Origin of the sequence: Lutibacter sp. B1, from assembly GCF_012524075.1 — a bacterium.
Lineage (GTDB): Bacteria > Bacteroidota > Bacteroidia > Flavobacteriales > Flavobacteriaceae > Lutibacter.
The window spans coordinates 1-21,448 of sequence record NZ_JAAZUI010000011.1; the positions used below are offsets into that span (position 1 = coordinate 1).

Genomic DNA, 21,448 nt, shown 5'->3' on the forward strand with positions numbered 1-21,448 from the left:
AAGGGACTTCCCTAAAGGAACAGATTTTAACCTCATTGACGAAAAACAGCTCTTAAAACTCGAACATAAACTAAACAACAAACCCAGAAAAATCATTGGGTATAAAACTCCTAAAGAAGTATTGGAACCTGAATTAAAAAACGTAGCTTAGTAACTATTAAAAATTAAAACGCTTTGTTGCGTTACAACATTGAATGCAAGCAAGACCGTTTAAAAGAAAATGGTTGATCCAATGTTTTGGGATTAGTAAACAAGCCTTCTATAAACGCTTGAAATCACATAGAACCAAAGTAAACAATGACCAAATCGTAATTCAAATGATTAAGGATTATAGAGATGAAGTCGGACAAAGAACCGGTGGCATTAAGCTCCATGACAATCTTAAATCTAAAATGGAATCACTTGGAATAAAAATGGGAAGAGACAAGTTTTATAAACTATTAAGAGCTTATAACCTCTTAGTTCCAAAGACCAAAAGGTATTTTATAACAACTAATTCTAAACATCATTTTTATAAATATGATAATCTGGTAAAGGACAAGGCTCCTACTCGATCTGAACAGCTTTGGGTAAGCGATATTACTTATATCAAAACAGAAAACAAACACTGTTACCTCGCACTGGTTACTGATGCCTATTCTAAGAAGATTATGGGCTATAAATTTGCCTCACATATGAAATAGATGCACTCGCTATGGCTATTAAAAATCGTAAATATCCTAATGAAAAACTGATACATCATTCAGATAGAGGAATTCAATACTGTAATCCAGCATATACCGAATTTGCTGAACAAAACAATATAACACTATCAATGACACAACAGTACGATCCTTATGAAAATGCAGTAGCAGAACGAATCAATAGAACATTAAAATACGAGTACGGACTTAAACAAACCATAAAAAATAGTACTTTAGCTAACAAGATGATCAAAAGAGCAGTGAGCATTTATAACAACAAAAGAACACATTTCAGCCTAAAATTAAAGACTCCAGATTTTGTTCATATCAACCAAAATGTAAAATATCATTCTTACAAAAAGGATAAACAAAATTTAGAATATTTGACCTTTTAATTAACCAAAAATGAACCAAAAAAAGGTCAACCTATTTCAGTATAATACAATTAGAAATTGGTAGAGAAATTTTCTTTCAAAAATAATGATTTACTAAAACTGAAAATCAGATTGATTTTGAGCATTATTCCTGAATGAGTTTTGATCTATTTTTCTTCTAAAACTAAATTTCTGTTTCAACTGAAAATTCTCTGAGAACTCTTCTCTCCTGTTCTTAAATTCTGCTTAAAAATGAAAAATTAGATATGATTTTAAATGGTTACTTTAGACAAACTTAAGATGTGCACAATTCATTGATTTTCCTCATATTTGGAAAATCCTGTGGATTTTTCACCAGTTTGAAGCAATTTTAGTAATTTAGTTACGTAACAATACACAACGCAATCATGTACAAGACCGTTACAATGATAAGGGTATGATAAAGAAACAGAAATTTCTTATCGATTGTAACAAATTATAATCATTTCAGTCTTAATTGAAAGAATAAATTAATATGAACTCTATTATATCAACTACTCAAATCAAGGAAAAAAATATATCCATAGCTAATGCTGCTTTAATATCTGGTTTAGGGTTATTAATTATGGTGTTAACAGTACCGTTTGCTGAATTTTACATTTTCCCAAAACTAATAACTGAAAATCCTGTCTTGACAGCTAATAATATTATAGATAATAGATTGTTATTCACTACAAGCATTTTTTTACACTTTATTACACTGATTTGTGACGTAGTAGTTGCTTGGGCTTTGTATGTTTTTCTAAAACCTGTTTTCAAGTACCTTTCATTATTAACAGCTTGGTTTAGATTAATTTATGCTGCTATGTATTTAGTAGCATTGGTTAATCTAATCAAGGTTCTAAATCTTTTAGATATTAATAAACAATCAAAATTATTAGACCAAACTCAATTTTATGATTCCATTACATTTTATATTAATTCATTCCACCATGAATGGTCTTTCGGATTAATCATTTTTGGAATTTATTTAATTCTTCTCGGTTATTTAGTTTTTAAAGCGGAATATGTCCCTAAAATATTTGGAATATTATTAATAATTGCTGGTTTTGGTTATTTAATAAATACTTTGGGATTATTTCTATTTCCAAATATAAATACAGAATTCCTTTTGATTACATTCTTTGGAGAATTGATATTTATGATTTGGCTTTTAATAAAAGGCTCTAAAATTAAGACCATACAAAAAATACAAACTGATTAAAAAAAACGAACGCACAACAACGCACATAAAAAATTGCTTCATTATGATAATCAACAAGATTAGTACTAATTTTGTGTAAACTATGTAACTTTAACTAACATTATTTAAATAATGGAACTGACAAAAATTTTAGTAATTCGTTTAAACGAAATTTTACTCGATGGTAAATGGGTTACAGGTACAAACATAAAGAATGAAATTATTGATTTGGATTGGAGAAAAGCTACAATGAAAATAGATTCATTAAATTCAATTGCAGATATTACATTTCATATTGATTACTATATAGCGGGAGTTTTAAACTTTTTTGAAAATGGAAAACTTGAAATTAAAGACAAGTACAGTTTTGATTCAAAACCAATTAATTCACAAAAGGATTGGAAAGATTTAATTGATAAATTTTGTGATGATTCAGAAAAGTTTGTGAAAGTTGTAAGAAATATGACAGATAAAGAATTGGAAAAAACTTTTGCAGATGAAAAATACGGTACGATTCTTAGAAACATAAATGTGATTATTGAACACAGTTATTACCACTTGGGCCAAATTATTTTAATTAAAAAATTGATGAAATAACTTTATTAGTCAAATCAATTTATACTATTTTTAATTTTCATTATAATTTAATAATTGTAAATTTCATTCTATTTAGCACCATAAATATCAAACACAATGCTTACATTAAATAAAAGATTTCTTTTCATAGTAATAGCAGTACTGTCCTTATTACTCATTCCTTTTATTGGCATACATTTCACTTCAGAAATAAATTGGTCAGTTTTTGATTTTATTGTTATAGGAATTTTACTTTTAATAACCGGCTTACTTATTAATTTTGCACTATATAAACTAAAAAACCCAATATTTAGAATAATTGCTGTTGTTACAATAATTTTACTATTTATATTATTATGGATTGAACTTGCTGTTGGAATTTTTAATTCTCCATTGTCAGGAAGTTAATTCACTTTTATAAAGGTGATACAACAAATTCTTCGCCCCTTGAATTTAACATAGGTTGTATTTTATCTTTTATTTCACGTTCCAATAAATTTAACAATTGTTTTTTAACAAAATGTTTATGAACTACAATTCCAATAGTTCTTACAGGAACCGGAGATTGAAAATGCGTAATTTTTTTATATTCAGCAGGTGATAAATCTAACGATGCTAAATAAGGTAACATTGTTAAACCTTTATTTATTTTTACAAAACGAATTAGACTGGCAACTGAACCTGCTTTGAAATTAAAATTTATATTATTATTATTTCTATTACCTCCATAATCACAAATTTTTTGTACCTGAGTGTGTAAACAATGGCCTTCTTCCAATAACCAAAACTTGTTAAAATCAATATTCTCAATATTAACAAAACTATTAACATTATTTTTAGAACAATCGTACAAAACAAAAGGCTCATTATACAAAGGTATTTCTTCTAAATCATTCATACCAACAGGTATTGCCAATATACCAATATCTAGCTCTCTCTTAATTAACAATTCTGTTATAACATCAGTAGTTTTTTCACTAACTGAAAATGTTATTTTAGGAAACTTCTTTGCAAAATCATTTAAAAATTCAGGGAGTATAAATGGAGCTACCGTTGGTATAATACCAATTTTTAATTCACCTGATAATTCACCCTTTAAAGATTGAACAACTTCTTTTAATGTGGTTATTTCTTTTGAAATTATTTTTAATTGCTGAATAATAGCAATCCCCTCTTTTGTTAAAGAAATTGGTTTTGTTTTGCGGTCAAAAATTTTAATATTTATTTCATCTTCAAATTTACCAATCATAGTACTTAGAGTAGATTGTGTAATACAGCTTTTATCAGCAGCGTTTCCAAAATTTCTTAACTCATTTACTGCCAGTATATAATCAATTTGTTGTATATTCATTGTGTTAAAATTTTAATCTATTTTATCAATACTAATATAGAAAATATCGTTTTTGTCAATCAAAAATAATAAATACATTTGAATAAAACTTAAATTTAATTATTATGGATAGCAGTAACACATCTAATGAAAGTAAATGTCCTCATCATAACGGACAGGATAACGGTCATGAAGAAAAGCATACTTCTTCATCAGGTAAATGCCCTGTAATGCATGGAGGAAATACTTCCGCAGGGTCATCGGTAATGGATTGGTGGCCAAATGCACTTAATTTAGACATTTTACATCAACACGATACTAAAACCAATCCGTTAGGAAAAAAATTTAACTATCGTGAAGAACTTAAAAAATTAGACATTGAGGCTTTAAAAAAAGATATGCATGCGTTAATGATTGATAGTCAAGAATGGTGGCCTGCAGATTGGGGACATTATGGTGGACTTATGATTCGTATGTCGTGGCACGCAGCAGGTTCTTATCGTATTGCAGACGGAAGAGGCGGTGGAGGAACCGGAAATCAACGTTTTGCACCTCTAAATTCATGGCCCGATAATGTTAGCTTAGATAAAGCAAGAAGATTATTATGGCCTATTAAGAAAAAATATGGAAATAAAGTTAGTTGGGCTGATTTAATCATTTTAGCAGGTACTATTGCTTATGAAAATATGGGATTGAAAACCTTTGGTTTTGGTTTTGGACGAGAAGATATTTGGCATCCTGAAAAAGATGTGTATTGGGGCGCTGAAAAAGAATGGTTAGCTCCTAGTGATGAACGTTATGATGATGTTGATAATCCTGAAACTATGGAAAATCCATTAGCAGCCGTTCAAATGGGATTAATTTATGTGAATCCTGAAGGTGTTAATGGTAAGCCTGATCCTTTAAAAACAGCAGCTCAAGTTCGTGAAACTTTTAAGCGTATGGCAATGAATGATGAAGAAACAGTTGCATTAACTGCAGGTGGCCATACAGTTGGTAAAACTCACGGTAATGGTGATGCTAGTAAGTTAGGTCCGGATCCTGAAGCAGCAGGTGTTGAAGAACAAGGCTTTGGTTGGAAAAACCCACATAAAACAGGTAAAGGAAGATATACTGTAACCAGTGGGCTTGAAGGTGCATGGACAACACATCCAACCCAATGGGATAATGGTTTCTTTGATATGTTATTTGGCCATGAATGGGAATTACGTAAAAGTCCGGCCGGAGCATGGCAATGGGAACCGGTAAATATTAAAGAAGAAGATAGACCGGTTGATGTTGAAGATTTTTCAATCCGACATAACCCTATGATGACCGATGCTGATATGGCCATGAAGATAGATCCAATTTACAATGAAATTTGTCAACGTTTTATAAAAGATCCTGACTATTTTTCTGAAACATTTGCTCGTGCATGGTTTAAATTAACACACAGAGATATGGGACCAAAAGTTCGTTATTATGGACCGGATGTTCCTGAAGAAGATCTAATTTGGCAAGATCCTGTTCCTGAAGGAAAAAAAGATTACGATGTTGAAACTGTTAAAGCTAAAATTTCAGTATCAGGTTTATCTGTTTCAGAAATGGTTTCAACTGCATGGGATAGTGCGCGTACTTTTCGAGGTTCTGATATGCGTGGTGGCGCTAATGGAGCTCGTATTCGTTTAGCTCCTCAAAAAGATTGGGAAGGTAACGAACCTAAACGTTTAGCTCATGTTTTATCGGTATTAGAACCTATTGCTGCAGAATTTGGTATTAGTGTAGCGGATACTATTGTTTTAGCAGGTAATGTTGGCGTTGAAAAAGCTGCAAAATCTGCCGGAATTGATATAACTGTTCCTTTTGCACCAGGACGAGGTGACTCAACTGATGAAATGACTGATGCCGAATCATTTGACTATTTGGAGCCTATAGCTGACGGTTATAGAAACTGGATGAAAAAAGAGTATGTAGTTAGCCCGGAAGAATTAATGTTGGACAGAACTCAATTATTAGGATTAACTGCACCGGAAATGACTGTTTTGGTTGGTGGAATGAGAGTTATGGGAACTAACTACGGAAACACAAAATATGGTGTATTTACCAATAACGTTGGGGCATTAACTAACGATTTCTTTGTAAACTTAACCGATATGGCTTACGAATGGAAACCTGTTGGAAAGAACCTTTATGAAATTAAAGATCGTAAAACGGGTGAAGTTAAATGGACTGCAACACGTATGGATTTAGTTTTTGGTTCTAATTCAATTCTTCGTTCATATGCTGAAGTATATGCACAAGATGACTGCAAAGAAAAATTTGTAAATGATTTTGTTGATGCTTGGGTAAAAGTGATGAATGCAGATAGATTTGATTTGAAATAAAACCGAATTAAAACAAAGTTTTTCATATTAATTTCGATAAAAAATTTACATAAAAAGTAAACTTAATATTGTAATAACAAAAACTTGTATTAGTAGTTAGTAATAAACTATTAATGCAAGTTTTACTTTTCATCTTGTTTTTGATTTATTGAAATACATTTTCTTAGCCCAAATTTCAATCACAATTATTACCTTAGTACCATGCAGAATATCATAGTTGACTTTTACACAAAATAGGCATACAAAATGAAATTATTAAAACGAATTTTAAAAGTTGTTTTTACACTAGTAGGATTACTGATTATATTCATTCTTATCACGTTTACTGTTGATGAACAAAGAACAAGCTACCTCAAAATCAAAAAGAATGAAGCTGCAAATAACAAATCATACCTTATAGCCAATGTTAATGTTATTTCGATGACACAAGATACTGTTTTAACAAATAAAATGGTATATATCAAAGAGGGTATAATTCAATCTATCAACGACAGTATTAAAATTCAGGATATTGAAGTGATAGATGCTAAAGGTAAATTTTTAATGCCCGGACTTATTGATATGCATGTACATGTTTGGGATAACTACGAACTTGGTCTTTATTTATCTAATGGTGTTACGGCTATTAGAAATGTGTGGGGTATGCCAATGCATTTGAGACTAAAAAATGAAGTTAACAATGAAGAAATTCTTTCACCTTTATTTTATACTACCGGACCTAAACTTACAGGTCCTGAGTTTATTGGTGATGATAATTTACAACTGAACAATCCGGAAGAAGCTAAAAAAAAGGTACTTTCGTATAAAAATCGAGGATATGATTTTCTAAAAACGTACTACGGTTTACCTAAAAATATATATGACACAATAATAGAACAGGCTAAGATTTCTGATATGGATATTGTTGCACACCCTTCACAAAAAGTACCTTATTCATATCATTTTAAATCACAAATAAAATCTATAGAACATGCAGAAGATATTGTACAACAGCCTCTAAATTATCAATTAGATACATTAAAACTCAATCAAGTAATAAACAATTTTCACAATTCACCACATACCTCTTTCTGCCCTACCTTAATAGCTTACTATAATATTTACAACATGCTTCAAGATGATGAAATATTATCTTCGGAACCTGTTAAATTTATGAACCCATCTATAAAAAAAGTTGACAGTAAAGGCCAATTTGAACGTTGGAATACAACTAAGAAAAAAGATTCATCTATAATTGACAGAATAAAAAATCAGCACGATTTTCACCTTTTAATTATAAAAAAACTTAACGATGCAAAAGCCAATATAATTTGTGGTACAGATGCCGGAATTGGAGTTACTGTTCCCGGTTTTTCAATCCATCAAGAATTATCTTTTTACAAAGAAGCCGGACTTTCTAATTATGAAGTTATTAAAACTGCCACAGTAAATGCTTCAAAAACTCATAAAATAATGAGTAATATGGGTACAATTGAAAAAGGTAAGATTGCAAATCTTCTTCTTTTAGATGAAAATCCATTAATAGAATTATCAGCTTTACAAAAACCTAATACTGTATTTATAAATGGTAGAAAATTAAATAGAGATATTTTAGATAACTTTGAAAAAAAGGCAAAAAACAGAACCAATTTTATTGCTTCCTTACTTAGATATGTTGAGAATTTTATAGTTGAGAAGTAAACCTACAGCTCAACCAATAAAATATTTCATTTAAAATTGAAAAAGATTGTACAATAATTGTTATAAACTTTTTTTCATCCATAAATTAATAACAGTTAATAAATTCAATATTTTTGATACAATTAATAGTTTGCTTTTTAAACAATTAGTTTAAGCATTGCTATATTAAAAAAATGAAAAAAAATGAAAAAAATTATTAACTATTTCCTTCAAGGCTTATTATACATTGCACCACTAGGTGTTACAGCCTACATTATTTATTGGATATTTAACTTTGCTGATAATTTACTTAATAATATTTTACAAAAATTTCTTAAAGTAGATATTCCCGGCTTAGGAGTAGTAGTATTAATACTGTTTCTTATAACAGTTGGTATTATTGGTCAAAGCATAATTTCAAAGCCTTTCAAAATACTTTTTAAACACGTATTAGAAAAGGCTCCTCTATTACAATTTATTTATCAGGCTGTTAACGATTTATTTTCAGCTTTTGTAGGAAAAGAAAAAAAGTTTAACAAACCAGTATTAGTGCTTGTTAACCCAATTTCAAATCTTGAAAAACTAGGATTTATTACTGAAGATGATTTGGCTCATATAGGCGAAAAAGATAAAGTAGCTGTATACTTTCCTCATTCTTATAATTTTTCAGGTGAGTTATTTATAGTTCCTAAAAATCAAATTAAATCTTTAGATATAAATCCGGCTGTTTTAATGAAGTTTATTGTATCTGCAGGTGTTTCAGATTTAAAATAAAGTTGAAAAGTCTTTTTTTATTAAATACATATCATCAAAATGGAACATATAACTCCTTGGATTATTTTAATTATTTATGTACTTACACTTTTAGTGTTTGATTTTTTTGTACTTCACAAAAAAAATAAACCATCATCTGTAAAAAAGGCAATTTTTGAAACTTTATTCTTTATTATTAATGCCCTAATTTTTTGCTTAATCATATTTTGGAGCTACAATAGTAACATTATCGATAATATTAACAATCTATCTCCAAACCAGGCAGTAATTAAATATTTGACCGGTTATTTAATTGAATTATCACTAAGTATTGATAATCTTTTTGTAATTGCAATTATATTTACTTCTTTCAAAATTCCAAATCAACATCAACATAAATTACTTTTTTTAGGAATTCTTGGTGCAATTGTATTTAGAGCAATTCTAATAAGTGTAGGACTGGTACTTATTCATAAAATTAAAGGAATGAATATAATTTTTGGTTTATTCCTTTTATTTACTGCATTTAAAATGCTAAAAAAAGAAACTGAAAACAAAGAAATTAAACAGCAAAAGTGGTTGATGAATTTTTTTAGATATAGTAATAACCTAGACAAAGGAAAATTTATAACAACTATTGATGGGAAAAAAGTTTTTACAGCTTTATTTGGCGCATTAGTTACAATTGAGTTTACCGATTTATTATTTGCTTTAGACAGTATTCCGGCAATTTTTGCAGTAACTACAGATCCTTTTATTGTTTACAGCTCTAATATATTTGCAATAATGGGCTTACGATCTTTATACTTTTTCTTATCAAGTATGTTACAGAAATTTAATTATCTGAAATATAGCATATTCTCAATTTTAGTTTTTGTTTCCGTTAAATTGATTACCGAGCCTTATGTTGATATTCCTGAATGGTTTTCACTTTTATTAATTGCAATTTCATTAATAATTGGCGTGTATGTATCATTAATAAAAGCTGACAAAAATCAAATAAAAGAAAAATAGATAAATTATTGAATTATTAGCAATATTATATATTTTTACAACCTTTATCTTTTTTCTATTTTAATAAAAAGAATCAGTAATAATTAGTATAATTGTACATGCAAAAGAAAATATTTTATATAGTCCTATTTTTAATTTCAATTAAAGGATTTTCACAAGAACCTAAGACCGCCGATTCAATAATTAACCCTAGTAATATTGTATTTTTAAAAGGTCAGGTTGTAAGTAACTTAGATAAGCAACCATTAAAAGGTGCCCATTTATTTAATTTAAACTCCGTTATTGGAACAATCTCAGACGATGAAGGTAAATTTAGTTTAGCAACCAAAGTACAAGATACTATTTACATCTCTTATTTAGGATATCAATCAATTAAATTAAAAATTACAAATGATTTATTAAAGGGAAATGAGTTAGTAATTGAACTACACGAAAAAGCTGAAGAAATAAAAGAAGTAGTGGTTAAATCGCATAAACTTATTGGGGTTTTAGAAATTGATGCTAAAAATGTGCCTAAAGATAAATATGCTCGTATTCATATTGTTGGGTTACCTCAAACTTATGAAGTTGGTGTAAAACAGCAAAAAGAATTTAATTCTCCTGTTGATGCGCTGTTTCGTCCTATAGATTTTGTGTATAATATGTTTGGAAAAAAACCAAATCAATTAAAAAAATTGAAAAAACTTAAAGACGAAGATGACTTACGTAAAATGCTTGAAGACAAATTCAATAGAGAATTGATGATGGAATATTTGGACATGGATGCTGAAGAATTGAACGAGCTACTTAACGAATGTAATTATTCTGATTATTTTATAAAATCGGCAAGTGACCTGCAACTTATTGAGGCTGTTTTACTTTGTTATGAAAATTATAAAGCCATTAAAAAAGGCAGTACCATTAAAGAAGAAGACAAAAAGCAATAATTTATTTTAAGTTGTAACTAAAGACTTAAAGGAAGATTCTCTAACAATTATATTTGTTTTTATAACAATTGTTTTATTGTTTACAGTATTATCATTATTGTTAATTTCATTAATTAAAGCTCTAAAAGCAACTTCTCCTATTCTATGTCCGGGTTGATCTATAGTTGTTAATTTAGGTTCAATAATTATTGAATTTTCTGAATTACTAAAACCTACTACTCCAATTTCTTCAGGTATCTTTATTTTATGCTTTTTTAAAGTTTTAATTACTCCTATAGCAGCACCATCGGTTACTGCAAAAACACCGTCCGGTCTATTTTGTAAACTTAACAATATACTTGTAAGCCTTTTCCCTTGATGCATAGAAATATCTTCAGTGCTTAAAATTAAATTCTCATCAATTTCTAAATTGTAATTTTTTAAAGCCCTTAAATAGCCTGCAAATCTTTTTTCTGAATTGAATGATTTTTCTGTTTCTTTTATAATAGCAATTCTCTTTTTTCCTGTATTTATTAAATGTTCTACTGCTCTAAAGGCAGCATCTTCATCATCAATAACAACCTGTGTACAAGGCACTTTAGTTGATACTTTATCAAATAATACCAAAGGTATATGTTCTAAAACTTTCAAAATACTATCTACGTTATGCGTTTTTCTCACTAACGACAGTAAAATACCATCAACACCAAACTGCTTCATTGTTTCTAACATTTCCGCTTCCTTTTGCACATTATTTCTAGATTCAGAAATAATAATTTTATACCCGTGAATTTCAGCTTCACTAATTACACCTTTAAGTAAAGTTGAGGTAAAGTAATGAGCTATATTAGGTACTATAACTCCAATTATATTTGTTTTATGAGATCTAAATCCTTTTGCAAATAAGTTAGGAGCATAATTAAATTTTTTTGAAACTGAGATAACTTTTTCTTTTGTTTTTAAACTTATATCAGGATGATCATTTAAAGCTCTTGAAACAGTTGATATCGACAAATTTAGTTCTTCTGCAATTTGCTTTAATGTAGTTATATTTTTTTTAGACATATTTAATTTTACTGAATTTAATGTAAATATAGAATTAAAAAAATCAAGTTTCAAACGTTTGCGGTAACGTTTGCGGAATTATTTTACGATTTTTTAAAAAATAGAAGGACTATTAACTTTAATTTAATCAAAAATTAATAAATTATTAATCAATAATCACTCTTATGAAAAAAATCATTTTACCTTTTTTAATGCTGATTGGTTTCATTTCTTATTCTCAAAATATAATTAAAGGAACTATTTTAGATAATACGGGAAACCCAATACCAGGAGTAAATATTATTATTACTGGAACTGATGTTGGAACAACAACCAACTTTGATGGTGTGTATGAATTATCAACTCAATTATCTGGTGAACAAGAATTAAAAGTCTCGTTTATGGGATATTTTACACAAACAAAAAAAATTACTTTATCGGGCGCACAAACAATAGATTTTATTTTAATTGAAAGCGTAGAAAGTTTAGATGACGTAGTTTTAACAGCTACATCTACTAGAAGATCGCAAAAAGAAACACCACTTTCAATTACATCATTTAGTGCAAAACAATTATCAAGAGTTAATACAAGTAGCCAGGCAGATGTACTTAGAAGTGTTCCGGGAATTACTGCAGAAGGTGGTGGTGGTGAAGTTGCTTCAAATATTTTTGTTAGAGGTTTACCTTCAGGAGGTCAATTCCAATTCAATCCATTACAAATTGATGGAATGCCGGTATTAAGCACTTTTGGTTTAAACTCATCTGCACACGATGTTTATTTTAGAAATGATATTGGAATGAAGAGCTTGGAATTTGTTAGAGGTGGTTCTTCTATATTATATGGTGTAGGATCAGTAGCAGGTATTATAAATTATACAAGTGTTACAGGTTCAGCAACACCTAAAAATATTATCCGATTAGAAACTGCTACAGATTCAAGATATAAAGGGGAGTTTTTAACCAGCGGACAAGTTGGTGGTGAAGACTCAAATACTTTTTATGCTTTAACCGGTTTTTACAGATATGATGATGGCCCAATTAAAACAGGTTTACCTACAGAAGGTTTTCAATTAAGAGGTAATATTAAAAAAGTTACAGAAAAAGGCTCGTTTACTGTTTATGGTCAATATATTGATGATCAAGTACAATATTATTTACCATATCCTTTAAAAGGTGGCTCAAGAGATAAACCTAAAGGAACTGATGGTGATGAAATTATGACATTACAAACATCTGAAGCTGCAGGATTTTCTTACGCAACTCCTGATGGAATTTACAATTCTCCTCTTGAAGATGGAGTTTCTACAAAAGGTGGTTATATTATGACTAATTTTGTGCATAATTTTGAAGAAAACTTAAAATTAGATGCCAAATTAAGATATTCAAAATACGACCATCAATTTAATTTCTTTTTAGATGGTAGTGGTGTAAGCGGTGCAAAAGCTGTTGAAACCCAACAAGAATTCTTAGATGCAAGAAGTTTATCTAGTGGAACTTTCACTTATTTAAACGGACAACCTTTAGCTTCTAATGCTTTATTATACGAAAACAGAATTTTAGATAGAACAAGACCTTTAAGAGAATTGGTAGCCGACATTAAATTGACAAATGTAATTGGAGATCACAATATTACTGTTGGTACATTTTTATCTAGATCTAAAGCAGGTGATTTTAATTATATCACAAGCTATTTAAGTGAATATAATAATAGCCCAAGATTAATAAATGTTTCTGATTATACAATTAACGGTATTACAAATAGAGGAACTTCTTATACAAACAGAGATATAAGTAGTAATAAAATTGCATTTTTTGCTACAGATGAAATTAAACTGGAAAGATGGAATTTTGATATAGGTGTACGTTATGAAAGAGCTTCCGGAGATATTTCAAATGAAGGGACTGATACTTATACTGTTGACGATACAGGAATTGCTAATTTAGATAATGTAAAATGGGGTAATGGATCATTCACAAAAGGACATGTTTCTGCTGACGATTTTGCCGTTGCTTTAGCTGCTTTGTATAAACTAAGTGATGATTTAAGTGTGTATGGTAACTTCTCAAAAGGTTATTTCTTCCCTGAGTTAAGAGGTGTTCAATTTGATGCTTTTGGTAATCCTGCTTCTTATGAAACAGAAACAATTATACAAGGTGAACTTGGTTTAAAATATGGAACTGAAAAGTTTTCAGGAACTTTTGCAGCTTACGCTACAACTTTAAAAGATAGAAGATCTATTAGTTTTGTAAATGCGCCAGGCGGTGGAACAACTGAAGAAGTGGATAAACAAGACACTGAAACTTTTGGTGTAGAAGGCACTTGGAACTGGAAATTCTATGACAATTTTAGTTTTAACGGAACTATGACTTATCAAGCTCATGAAATAACAAAATCTGAAAATGACCCAGAGTTAGAAGGTAATAAATTAAGAAGACAACCAGACTTTATAACCAAAATTGGTTTGGATTATGATAATAATAAATTTGATGGTGGTTTAAGTTATAATTACACAGGAGATAAATATTCTAATGATGCAAATACTATAAAACTTGACGGTTTTGGAATTCTTAATCTAAATTGTGGATACACTTTTGATATTGGAGAAAAAGAAGAAACGCTTCGTTTAGGTATGCAAGTATTTAATTTATTAGATGATGAAGGTGTTACTGAAGGATCTCCTAGACTAGGAAATAATCAAACTGATGAAGAATATTTTGTAGGTAGACCAATTTTACCAACAAGATTATTTTTTAATGTTACTTTCAATTTTTAAATTTTTAAGTTAATTGTTTTCTCAAAAGAATACATTAATAGTTGGGTATTCTATTAATGTATTCTTTAAATTAAATTAATTATGGATTATAAACTTAGTAATACTGCTAAAGAAATCTTATTGAATAATTTTCAGGAAAAAGGGTTTACTATTCCCAGCAAAGGTTTATATCCTTTTCAGTGGTTATGGGACTCAGGCTTTATTGCTATTGGTTTTGCTCACTTTGATATTGAAAAAGCTAAAACTGAAATAAAAACACTTTTAAATGCACAGTGGGAAAACGGTTTTATTCCTCACATCATTTTTCATGATGAAAGTAATACTTATTTTCCGGGACCAGATTTTCATCAAGCCAACTTACATGCACAAGCAAATAAAAAATATAAATCTACAGGAATGACACAACCTCCTGTTACAGGATTTGTGCTTGAAAAAATCTATAAAATTGCGACTGAGAAAGAAGATATTCTAAATTTCATTAAAAATAATATTGATCAAGTTTATAAAAATCATAGCTATTTTTATGAAAATAGAGATCCTCACAATGAAGGATTAGTTTATATATACCATAATTGGGAATCAGGTACTGATAACTCCCCTATTTGGGATGATATTTGGGAAAGCTTCGATGTCCCGGATTATGATTTTGAAAGAAGAGATACTTCACACGTTGATCCTTCTCAAAGACCAACAAAAAAAGAATACAATTATTATTTACACATTGTAGATATAGCTAAAGAGTGCAAATACAACGATTATAAAATAGCGGAATTATCACCTTTTTTAGTTCAAGATCCGTTATTTAATGCCATGCTTATTAAATCCAATAACTCTTTAATTAATTTGTATAAAATTATTGGCAATAATGATACTAAAATTGAGCAACTTCAAAAATGGCAAAAAAAGAGCATAACTTCTTTTAATTCTAAATTATATGATGAAGAATTGGGTGCTTATATTCATTTTGATTTAAGAAATAAAAAACCTATTCGCTTTATAAGTTCACCATCTTTTTCTCCATTATTTGCTGGAATACCAAATAAAGAACAAGCAGAAAAACTTATCAATACAATGATTACCAAGTTTGGCGGTGAAAATATGTATTTATGTGCTTCTTTTGATCCAACAAGTAATCGCTTCGATCCAAAAAAATATTGGAGAGGTCCTGTTTGGGTAAATTTAAACTGGATTATTTATTATGGATTACTTAATTATGGTTATAATGATATTGCCAAACAAATAAAGTCTGATACCCTTGAAATACTGGAAAAAGTTGGTTTTTATGAGTATTTTGATGCCAGAAAAAAAGCTTACACTAAAGAAATCAATGGGTATGGAGGCAGTAACTTCTCTTGGAGTGCTGCTTTATACCTAGATTTAATTAATAACTAAAATGTAAAACAAACAGTATGAATTGGTTAGATTATTTAATTGTTATAGTATATTCTGCAGGTTTTTTAGGATTAGGGTATTTTTTCAAAGAAAATAAAAATGCTAAAGACTACTTTTTAGGTGGTCAGGATATGGGTTGGTTTCCATTGAGTTTATCTACAATGGCAACCCAACTTTCAGCAATTAGTTTTATCTCTGCTCCGGCTTTTGTTGGACTGGCGCAAAATGGAGGTATGAAATGGTTAACCTTTGAATTTGCTGTTCCTTTGGCTATGGTTGGAATTATGTTGGTCATCATTCCTCCCCTTTACCGATCAAATATTGTTAGTATTTATGAATATGTTGAAAGACGATTTGCAACATCAACAAGAATTGTTTTAAGTGTTGTTTTTCAAGTTAGCCGATCGTTGGCAACCGGTGTTATGGTATATACTATCGCAATGATATTACAAGCGGTTTTAAATATCAGTTTTCACTGGACAATTATAATAATTAGTGTTATAACCTTAATCTATTCTTACCAAGGAGGTATGAAAGCTGTTGTTTGGGGAGATACTATCCAAATGATTATTTTATTTGCAGGATTGATTATATGTCTTATTTACGGATGGAATTTACTTCAAGAAACAGGTAATTTTACAGGATTTGATATTGAAAGATTACAAGTAGTTGATTTTTCTAACTATGGTTTTAGCGGAGATGAATTTGGCTTTTGGCCAATGGTTTTAGGTGGTTTATTCTTATATATTTCCTATTATGGAACCGACCAAACACAAGCACAACGACTACTTTCAGCCAAAAATGAAAAAACCATAAAAAAATTACTGCTTGCCAACGGATTACTTCGTTTTCCGGTTGTTTTAGTATACTGCGTAATGGGTTTAATTATAGGATCATTAGTGTATTTAGCTCCAGATTTTTTAGGTGAAATTACAGCCATGACCAAAACTCATTATCCTGAACAATTTATGGCTAACGGTATAAAAGCCGATTTAATGATTCCTGTTTTTATAACTAAGTATTTACCTCACGGTTTAATAGGTGTTTTAATTGTAGGTATCTTATCTGCAGCAATGTCATCATTAAGTTCAACAATAAACTCATTGGGAGCTGTAACTGTTGAAGATTTATTTAACAGAGGAAAAACCAAGTTAAGCACTGAAAAACACATGAAATATTCTAAATTTTTTGTATTGTTTTGGGGAATTGTTTGTATTGCCTTTGCCTATTTATTTGGAGGGAGCAAAGGAACTGTAATTGAGTTAATTAATATAATATCTTCACAATTCTACGGACCAATTTTAGCCACTTTTGTACTGGCAATTTTAGTAAAAAGGGTAAATCATATTGGCATGAATGTTGGCCTTATTGGAGGTGTACTCATAAATTTAATAGTAAAATACAATTTCGATAATATTTTTTGGATTTGGTATAACCTTACTGGCTTTTTAATTACAACTATTTTAGCATTACTAGTTAGTGAAATTTACAAAACCAAAACCAATGAAAATTTAAACATTAATTTTTCAATTAAAAGAGAAGATGTATTGTCAAAAGAAGTATTTATTCTACTCTTCTTTTTTATTGCAATCATTCTATTTAGTATTTATCTGCCAACCATTTTAGGAGGAATTTAAAAATAAAAGTAACTTATGATTAAGTTTTTAGAAAAAGAAACCATTTTAAACACTTTAAAACCATTGTATGGAGAGCGTTCCATTTGGGTTTTTGAAAATATAGAAAAATTATTAAAAAAATACACGTCAAAAATTCAAGATGAAGAAATTCCTTTATCTGAAAAAGATGTAATTTTAATAACGTATGGTGATAATGTTCAAAAAAAAGGACAATCTCATTTAAAAACATTAAAAGAATTTGTTGACACCTTTTGCACACCCGAAATTAACAGTACACATATACTTCCATTTTATCCATACACTTCAGATGATGGATTCTCGGTGGAAGATTATTTTAAAGTAGACAAAAATTTAGGAACTTGGAAAGATATTTCCAGTTTAGCAGAATCAAGTTATTTAATGTTTGATGCTGTTGTTAATCATATGTCAAAATCTTCTCAATGGTTTCAATCATTTTTAGCTGAAGAAAAAGGTTTTGAAAATTTCTTTATTGCTGTAAATCCAAAAGAAGACTTGTCAAAAGTAGTTAGACCAAGAGCTTTACCTCTATTAACTCCTTTCAACACAAAAAAAGGAGATCTAAAACACATATGGACAACTTTTAGTGAAGATCAGGTAGATCTAAATTATGCTGATCCGGAAGTATTTATAGCTGTATTGGAAGTATTGTTATTTTACGTTTCAAAAGGTGCAAAATTCATTCGTTTAGATGCCATTGCATTTTTATGGAAAACGATAGGAACCAACTGTATTCACCTTACAGAAACGCATTCTATTATTAAGTTATACAAAAAAATTATTGGAGAGCTTACTCCAAATTTGGTTTTTATTACAGAAACCAATGTACCACACGAAGAAAATATTTCCTATTTTGGTAATGGTTTTGATGAGGCGGATATGGTGTATAATTTCACCCTTTCCCCGCTTTTAGTGTATTCTATAATGAAAGAAGATGTAACTACACTTATAAAATGGGCACAATCTTTAACATTTCCAAGTAATAAAGTCTGTTTTTTTAATTTTACGGCAAGTCATGACGGTGTTGGAGTACGCCCTTTGCAAAATATAATTCCAGATGAAGAAATTAACTTATTAGCCAAACGCGCAGAAAAACACGGCGGACAAGTTTCATATAAAAATAATGAAGATGGCTCACAATCTCCTTACGAGTTAAATTGTAACTATATGGATTTGCTGAGTGCTCAAACAGATACAGATGATGTACGTGTAAAAAAAATGATGCTTACCCAAACTGTAATGTTAGCTTTCCCTGGTATTCCGGGTATTTATTTTCATTCTTTAGTTGGGTCTCGTAATTATTATAAAGGTGTTGAAGATTCGGGTATTAAACGAAGAATTAACAGAGAAAAACTCAATTTTGATTCACTTCAAAAAGAGCTGACAACTTCAACAACCTTACGAAACAAAATATACTCTACATATAAAAAACTTCTTAAAATCCGAACTCAAGAAAAAGCATTTCATCCTTTTGGTAAAACATCGTATACTTCAACCAATAACAATAAAATTTTTATTATAAAAAGAACACACGAAAATGAGGTTATTTTTACGATATTTAATTTTAGCAATTCAACTGTAAAAATGAATGCCTTAGTACCAAATGCAATTAACTTATTGAATGAAAATAAGGTAATGAGTGCTACTTGGGAATTAAGTCCTTTTCAATTCTATTGGTTAAAAGAACAATAAAAAATTTATGAGAATTTTAGTTGCACCCGATAAATTTAAAGGTTCATTAACAGCAAACGAAGTATGTTTAGCTGTTGAAAATGGTGTACACCTAATTGATTCGTCTATTGAAGTAATTAAACATCCTTTAGCCGATGGTGGTGAAGGTACATTAGAAATTTTACAAAATTATTTTAAACTTGAAACCATTTCAGTTTTAGTAAAAAATCCTTTATTTAAAGATATTACAGCTAGTTACAAAATTTCTAAAAACACTGCTTATATTGAAATGTCTAATGCATCAGGACTACAACTTTTAGAAAAAAATGAACAAAATTGCTTTTATACAACTACGTTTGGAACCGGAGAACTCATTTTAGATGCTATTAAAAGAGGTTTTAAAAACATTATTTTATTTATTGGAGGAAGTGCCACAAATGATGCCGGAATTGGAATGGCTGCTGCTTTAGGATACGAATTCTGTAATTCTAAAGGAGAAAAAATAAGTCCAATAGGTAAAGAGCTTTTAAATATTGCTGAAATTAAACGTAACCATTTAAAAATAGATGTAAACACCATCAATTTTACAGTTGTTTGCGATGTGAAAAATCCGTTATTTGGTATTAATGGAGCTGCTTACACCTACGGATCTCAAAAAGGTGCATCTACCCAAGAAATTGAATTACTCGACCAAGGACTGCAAAATTTTAGCAATAAAGTTGAAAAATACTTACATACTTCTGTTTCAACTATAAAAGGTGCAGGGGCTGCAGGAGGTTTAGGTGCAGGAGCCGTTTGTTTTTTAAATGCGACTATAAAATCAGGTATTGATTTTGTAATTGAACAAACCAGATTAAAAGAACATCTAAAAAAAGGAATTGACCTTATAATTACCGGTGAAGGCAGCGTTGATAAGCAAACAATTCACGGAAAAGTTATTAAAGGAATTAGTGATATTGCCCAAGAAAATAACATCCCTTTTTACATAATTTCAGGTATAGCAAAAGATAGAGAATTGGTAGAAGAAAATTTAAAACCTAGCGCTATCAGTACTATAGTAGATTTAAATGTACCTGTTGAAGAAGCTGTCAAAAATGCTGATTTTTATGTAAGTTTAATTACTTCAAACATTATAAAAAGCATAAAAAAAGCCAACAAATAGTTGGCTTTTATGTTCTATTAGAAGTGTTCTAATTTATTGATTTCCTAAAATAATAGGCATTCCATCTTTTCCGGATCCAATAATAACTACTTTACTATTAGATGATTCAGATAATTTAATTGTTGCCTCAATACCTTTATCCTGTAAAATTTTATCGGTTAATGATGCACTTAATATTTTATTCGCATCTGCTTTACCTTGCGCCTCAATAATTTGCTTTTGTGCTTCTTTTTCAGCAGTTACCAATCTAAATTCATACTCTAAAGATTCTTGTTCTTGCTTTAATTTTCGTTCAATTGCATCTTTAATTGTAGGAGGTAAAGTTACATCTCTAACCAAAATTGCATTTAACTGAATAAATTGTGGCTCCACAATTTTTTTAGTTTCTTCATAAATTTCGGCCTGTATAGCATCTCTTTTTGTGGAGTATAATTGCTCTGGCGTATATCTACCAACTACACTTCTTGTTGCTGATCTAACAGCAGGCACTATTACACTATTAAGATAGTCAGTCCCTTTAGTTTGGTGTAATAATCCAATTGTTGACGCTGTAGGCTGATATAAAACAGAAGCATCTAATTTAATTTCAAGACCGTTAGAAGATAAAACTGACATTGATTTTTCTAATAACTCTTGTTGTCTAACATTGTATACAAACACCTTATTCCAAGGAGCTACTATATGAAAACCTTCTCCTAAAGGTTGTTCATCAGTTACAACACCTCCTCCAAAAGTTCTATATAAAACTCCCGCTTCTCCTGATCCTATGGTTACTGCTGATTTTGATAAAAATACAAGTGCTATAATTCCAACTATTATTAGCGGTATTAAAGTTTTTGGTAATTGTAATTGTCCGTTGCTCATTTTTGTT

General features: G+C 29.6%; 18 protein-coding genes. 15 read left to right on the top strand and 3 right to left on the bottom strand.

Features of this window, described 5'->3' with window-relative positions; genetic code table 11:
- Positions 1-194 precede the first annotated feature (194 nt).
- The 5 genes from HGB55_RS07840 to HGB55_RS07860 all read left to right on the top strand — a co-directional run bounded on the left by HGB55_RS07840 (position 195) and on the right by HGB55_RS07860 (position 3,263).
- A complete protein-coding gene (locus HGB55_RS07840) occupies positions 195-683 on the top strand; it encodes a DDE-type integrase/transposase/recombinase (RefSeq protein WP_168816316.1) in 489 nt (162 codons plus the stop codon).
- Positions 684-694: 11 nt separating this feature from the next.
- Positions 695-1,078, top strand: a complete 384-nt coding sequence (locus HGB55_RS07845; protein ID WP_168816318.1) for an integrase core domain-containing protein — start codon at positions 695-697, stop codon at positions 1,076-1,078.
- 493 nt (positions 1,079-1,571) lie between these two features.
- The gene (locus tag HGB55_RS07850; RefSeq protein WP_168816320.1) at positions 1,572-2,300 is read left to right on the top strand and encodes a DUF4386 domain-containing protein; all 729 of its coding nucleotides are present in this window, start codon (positions 1,572-1,574) and stop codon (positions 2,298-2,300) included.
- 111 nt (positions 2,301-2,411) lie between these two features.
- Positions 2,412-2,876: a DinB family protein gene (locus HGB55_RS07855; protein WP_168816322.1), complete on the top strand. Its 465-nt coding sequence runs from the start codon at positions 2,412-2,414 to the stop codon at positions 2,874-2,876.
- Between the two features lie 96 nt (positions 2,877-2,972).
- Positions 2,973-3,263, top strand: coding sequence for a hypothetical protein (locus HGB55_RS07860; RefSeq protein ID WP_168816330.1), 291 nt, complete (start codon positions 2,973-2,975; stop codon positions 3,261-3,263).
- Positions 3,264-3,270: 7 nt separating this feature from the next.
- Here the strand turns inward: HGB55_RS07860 and HGB55_RS07865 are convergent, their stop codons facing one another.
- The gene (locus HGB55_RS07865; RefSeq protein ID WP_168816332.1) at positions 3,271-4,206 is read right to left on the bottom strand and encodes a hydrogen peroxide-inducible genes activator; all 936 of its coding nucleotides are present in this window, start codon (positions 4,204-4,206) and stop codon (positions 3,271-3,273) included.
- 104 nt (positions 4,207-4,310) lie between these two features.
- Between HGB55_RS07865 and katG the strand changes: the two genes are divergently transcribed.
- The 5 genes from katG (at position 4,311) to HGB55_RS07890 (ending at position 10,900) form a co-directional block, all read left to right on the top strand.
- On the top strand, positions 4,311-6,548 hold the full coding sequence (gene katG / locus HGB55_RS07870; RefSeq protein ID WP_168816334.1) for a catalase/peroxidase HPI: 2,238 nt from the start codon (positions 4,311-4,313) through the stop codon (positions 6,546-6,548).
- A 246-nt stretch (positions 6,549-6,794) separates the two neighbouring features.
- Complete coding sequence (locus HGB55_RS07875; protein ID WP_168816336.1) at positions 6,795-8,228, top strand: amidohydrolase family protein; 1,434 nt, start codon at positions 6,795-6,797, stop codon at positions 8,226-8,228.
- A gap of 183 nt (positions 8,229-8,411) precedes the next feature.
- The gene (locus HGB55_RS07880; RefSeq protein ID WP_168816338.1) at positions 8,412-8,981 is read left to right on the top strand and encodes a DUF502 domain-containing protein; all 570 of its coding nucleotides are present in this window, start codon (positions 8,412-8,414) and stop codon (positions 8,979-8,981) included.
- A gap of 39 nt (positions 8,982-9,020) precedes the next feature.
- On the top strand, positions 9,021-9,974 hold the full coding sequence (locus HGB55_RS07885) for a TerC/Alx family metal homeostasis membrane protein (RefSeq protein WP_168816347.1): 954 nt from the start codon (positions 9,021-9,023) through the stop codon (positions 9,972-9,974).
- Positions 9,975-10,072: 98 nt separating this feature from the next.
- The gene (locus HGB55_RS07890; protein WP_168816348.1) at positions 10,073-10,900 is read left to right on the top strand and encodes a carboxypeptidase-like regulatory domain-containing protein; all 828 of its coding nucleotides are present in this window, start codon (positions 10,073-10,075) and stop codon (positions 10,898-10,900) included.
- A 6-nt stretch (positions 10,901-10,906) separates the two neighbouring features.
- Here HGB55_RS07890 and HGB55_RS07895 read toward each other — a convergent pair whose 3' ends face one another.
- Positions 10,907-11,944 (bottom strand): LacI family DNA-binding transcriptional regulator, encoded by a 1,038-nt coding sequence (locus HGB55_RS07895; RefSeq protein ID WP_168816349.1) that lies wholly within the window; start codon positions 11,942-11,944, stop codon positions 10,907-10,909.
- Positions 11,945-12,108: 164 nt separating this feature from the next.
- Here HGB55_RS07895 and HGB55_RS07900 point away from each other — a divergent pair, with 164 nt between their 5' ends.
- From HGB55_RS07900 to HGB55_RS07920, 5 genes are all read left to right on the top strand, one after another.
- On the top strand, positions 12,109-14,697 hold the full coding sequence (locus HGB55_RS07900; protein ID WP_168816350.1) for a TonB-dependent receptor: 2,589 nt from the start codon (positions 12,109-12,111) through the stop codon (positions 14,695-14,697).
- Between the two features lie 81 nt (positions 14,698-14,778).
- Complete coding sequence (locus tag HGB55_RS07905; RefSeq protein ID WP_168816351.1) at positions 14,779-16,089, top strand: amylo-alpha-1,6-glucosidase; 1,311 nt, start codon at positions 14,779-14,781, stop codon at positions 16,087-16,089.
- A gap of 17 nt (positions 16,090-16,106) precedes the next feature.
- Entirely contained in the window at positions 16,107-17,726 is a 1,620-nt protein-coding gene (locus tag HGB55_RS07910; RefSeq protein WP_168816352.1) for a sodium/solute symporter, read from the top strand.
- Positions 17,727-17,741: 15 nt separating this feature from the next.
- Positions 17,742-19,436, top strand: a complete 1,695-nt coding sequence (locus HGB55_RS07915) for an alpha-amylase family glycosyl hydrolase (protein ID WP_168816353.1) — start codon at positions 17,742-17,744, stop codon at positions 19,434-19,436.
- Positions 19,437-19,443: 7 nt separating this feature from the next.
- A complete protein-coding gene (locus tag HGB55_RS07920; protein WP_168816354.1) occupies positions 19,444-20,577 on the top strand; it encodes a glycerate kinase in 1,134 nt (377 codons plus the stop codon).
- 33 nt (positions 20,578-20,610) lie between these two features.
- On the opposite strand, the gene HGB55_RS07925 is transcribed toward HGB55_RS07920, so the two are convergent.
- Entirely contained in the window at positions 20,611-21,441 is an 831-nt protein-coding gene (locus HGB55_RS07925) for a prohibitin family protein (RefSeq protein ID WP_168816355.1), read from the bottom strand.
- Between the last annotated feature and the right edge of the window lie 7 nt (positions 21,442-21,448).

Excerpts from the sequence above, each read along its gene's own strand:
- HGB55_RS07875 (WP_168816336.1), top strand. The coding sequence starts at position 6,795 with ATGAAATTATTAAAACGAATTTTAAAAGTTGTTTTTACACTAGTAGGA.
- katG (WP_168816334.1), top strand. The coding sequence starts at position 4,311 with ATGGATAGCAGTAACACATCTAATGAAAGTAAATGTCCTCATCATAAC.
- HGB55_RS07900 (WP_168816350.1), top strand. The coding sequence starts at position 12,109 with ATGAAAAAAATCATTTTACCTTTTTTAATGCTGATTGGTTTCATTTCT.
- HGB55_RS07915 (WP_168816353.1), top strand. The coding sequence starts at position 17,742 with ATGATTAAGTTTTTAGAAAAAGAAACCATTTTAAACACTTTAAAACCA.
- HGB55_RS07865 (WP_168816332.1), bottom strand. The coding sequence starts at position 4,206 with ATGAATATACAACAAATTGATTATATACTGGCAGTAAATGAGTTAAGA.
- HGB55_RS07890 (WP_168816348.1), top strand. The coding sequence starts at position 10,073 with ATGCAAAAGAAAATATTTTATATAGTCCTATTTTTAATTTCAATTAAA.
- HGB55_RS07850 (WP_168816320.1), top strand. The coding sequence starts at position 1,572 with ATGAACTCTATTATATCAACTACTCAAATCAAGGAAAAAAATATATCC.
- HGB55_RS07855 (WP_168816322.1), top strand. The coding sequence starts at position 2,412 with ATGGAACTGACAAAAATTTTAGTAATTCGTTTAAACGAAATTTTACTC.
- HGB55_RS07845 (WP_168816318.1), top strand. The coding sequence starts at position 695 with ATGGCTATTAAAAATCGTAAATATCCTAATGAAAAACTGATACATCAT.
- HGB55_RS07840 (WP_168816316.1), top strand. The coding sequence starts at position 195 with ATGCAAGCAAGACCGTTTAAAAGAAAATGGTTGATCCAATGTTTTGGG.
- HGB55_RS07885 (WP_168816347.1), top strand. The coding sequence starts at position 9,021 with ATGGAACATATAACTCCTTGGATTATTTTAATTATTTATGTACTTACA.
- HGB55_RS07895 (WP_168816349.1), bottom strand. The coding sequence starts at position 11,944 with ATGTCTAAAAAAAATATAACTACATTAAAGCAAATTGCAGAAGAACTA.
- HGB55_RS07860 (WP_168816330.1), top strand. The coding sequence starts at position 2,973 with ATGCTTACATTAAATAAAAGATTTCTTTTCATAGTAATAGCAGTACTG.
- HGB55_RS07910 (WP_168816352.1), top strand. The coding sequence starts at position 16,107 with ATGAATTGGTTAGATTATTTAATTGTTATAGTATATTCTGCAGGTTTT.
- HGB55_RS07920 (WP_168816354.1), top strand. The coding sequence starts at position 19,444 with ATGAGAATTTTAGTTGCACCCGATAAATTTAAAGGTTCATTAACAGCA.
- HGB55_RS07905 (WP_168816351.1), top strand. The coding sequence starts at position 14,779 with ATGGATTATAAACTTAGTAATACTGCTAAAGAAATCTTATTGAATAAT.
- HGB55_RS07925 (WP_168816355.1), bottom strand. The coding sequence starts at position 21,441 with ATGAGCAACGGACAATTACAATTACCAAAAACTTTAATACCGCTAATA.
- HGB55_RS07880 (WP_168816338.1), top strand. The coding sequence starts at position 8,412 with ATGAAAAAAATTATTAACTATTTCCTTCAAGGCTTATTATACATTGCA.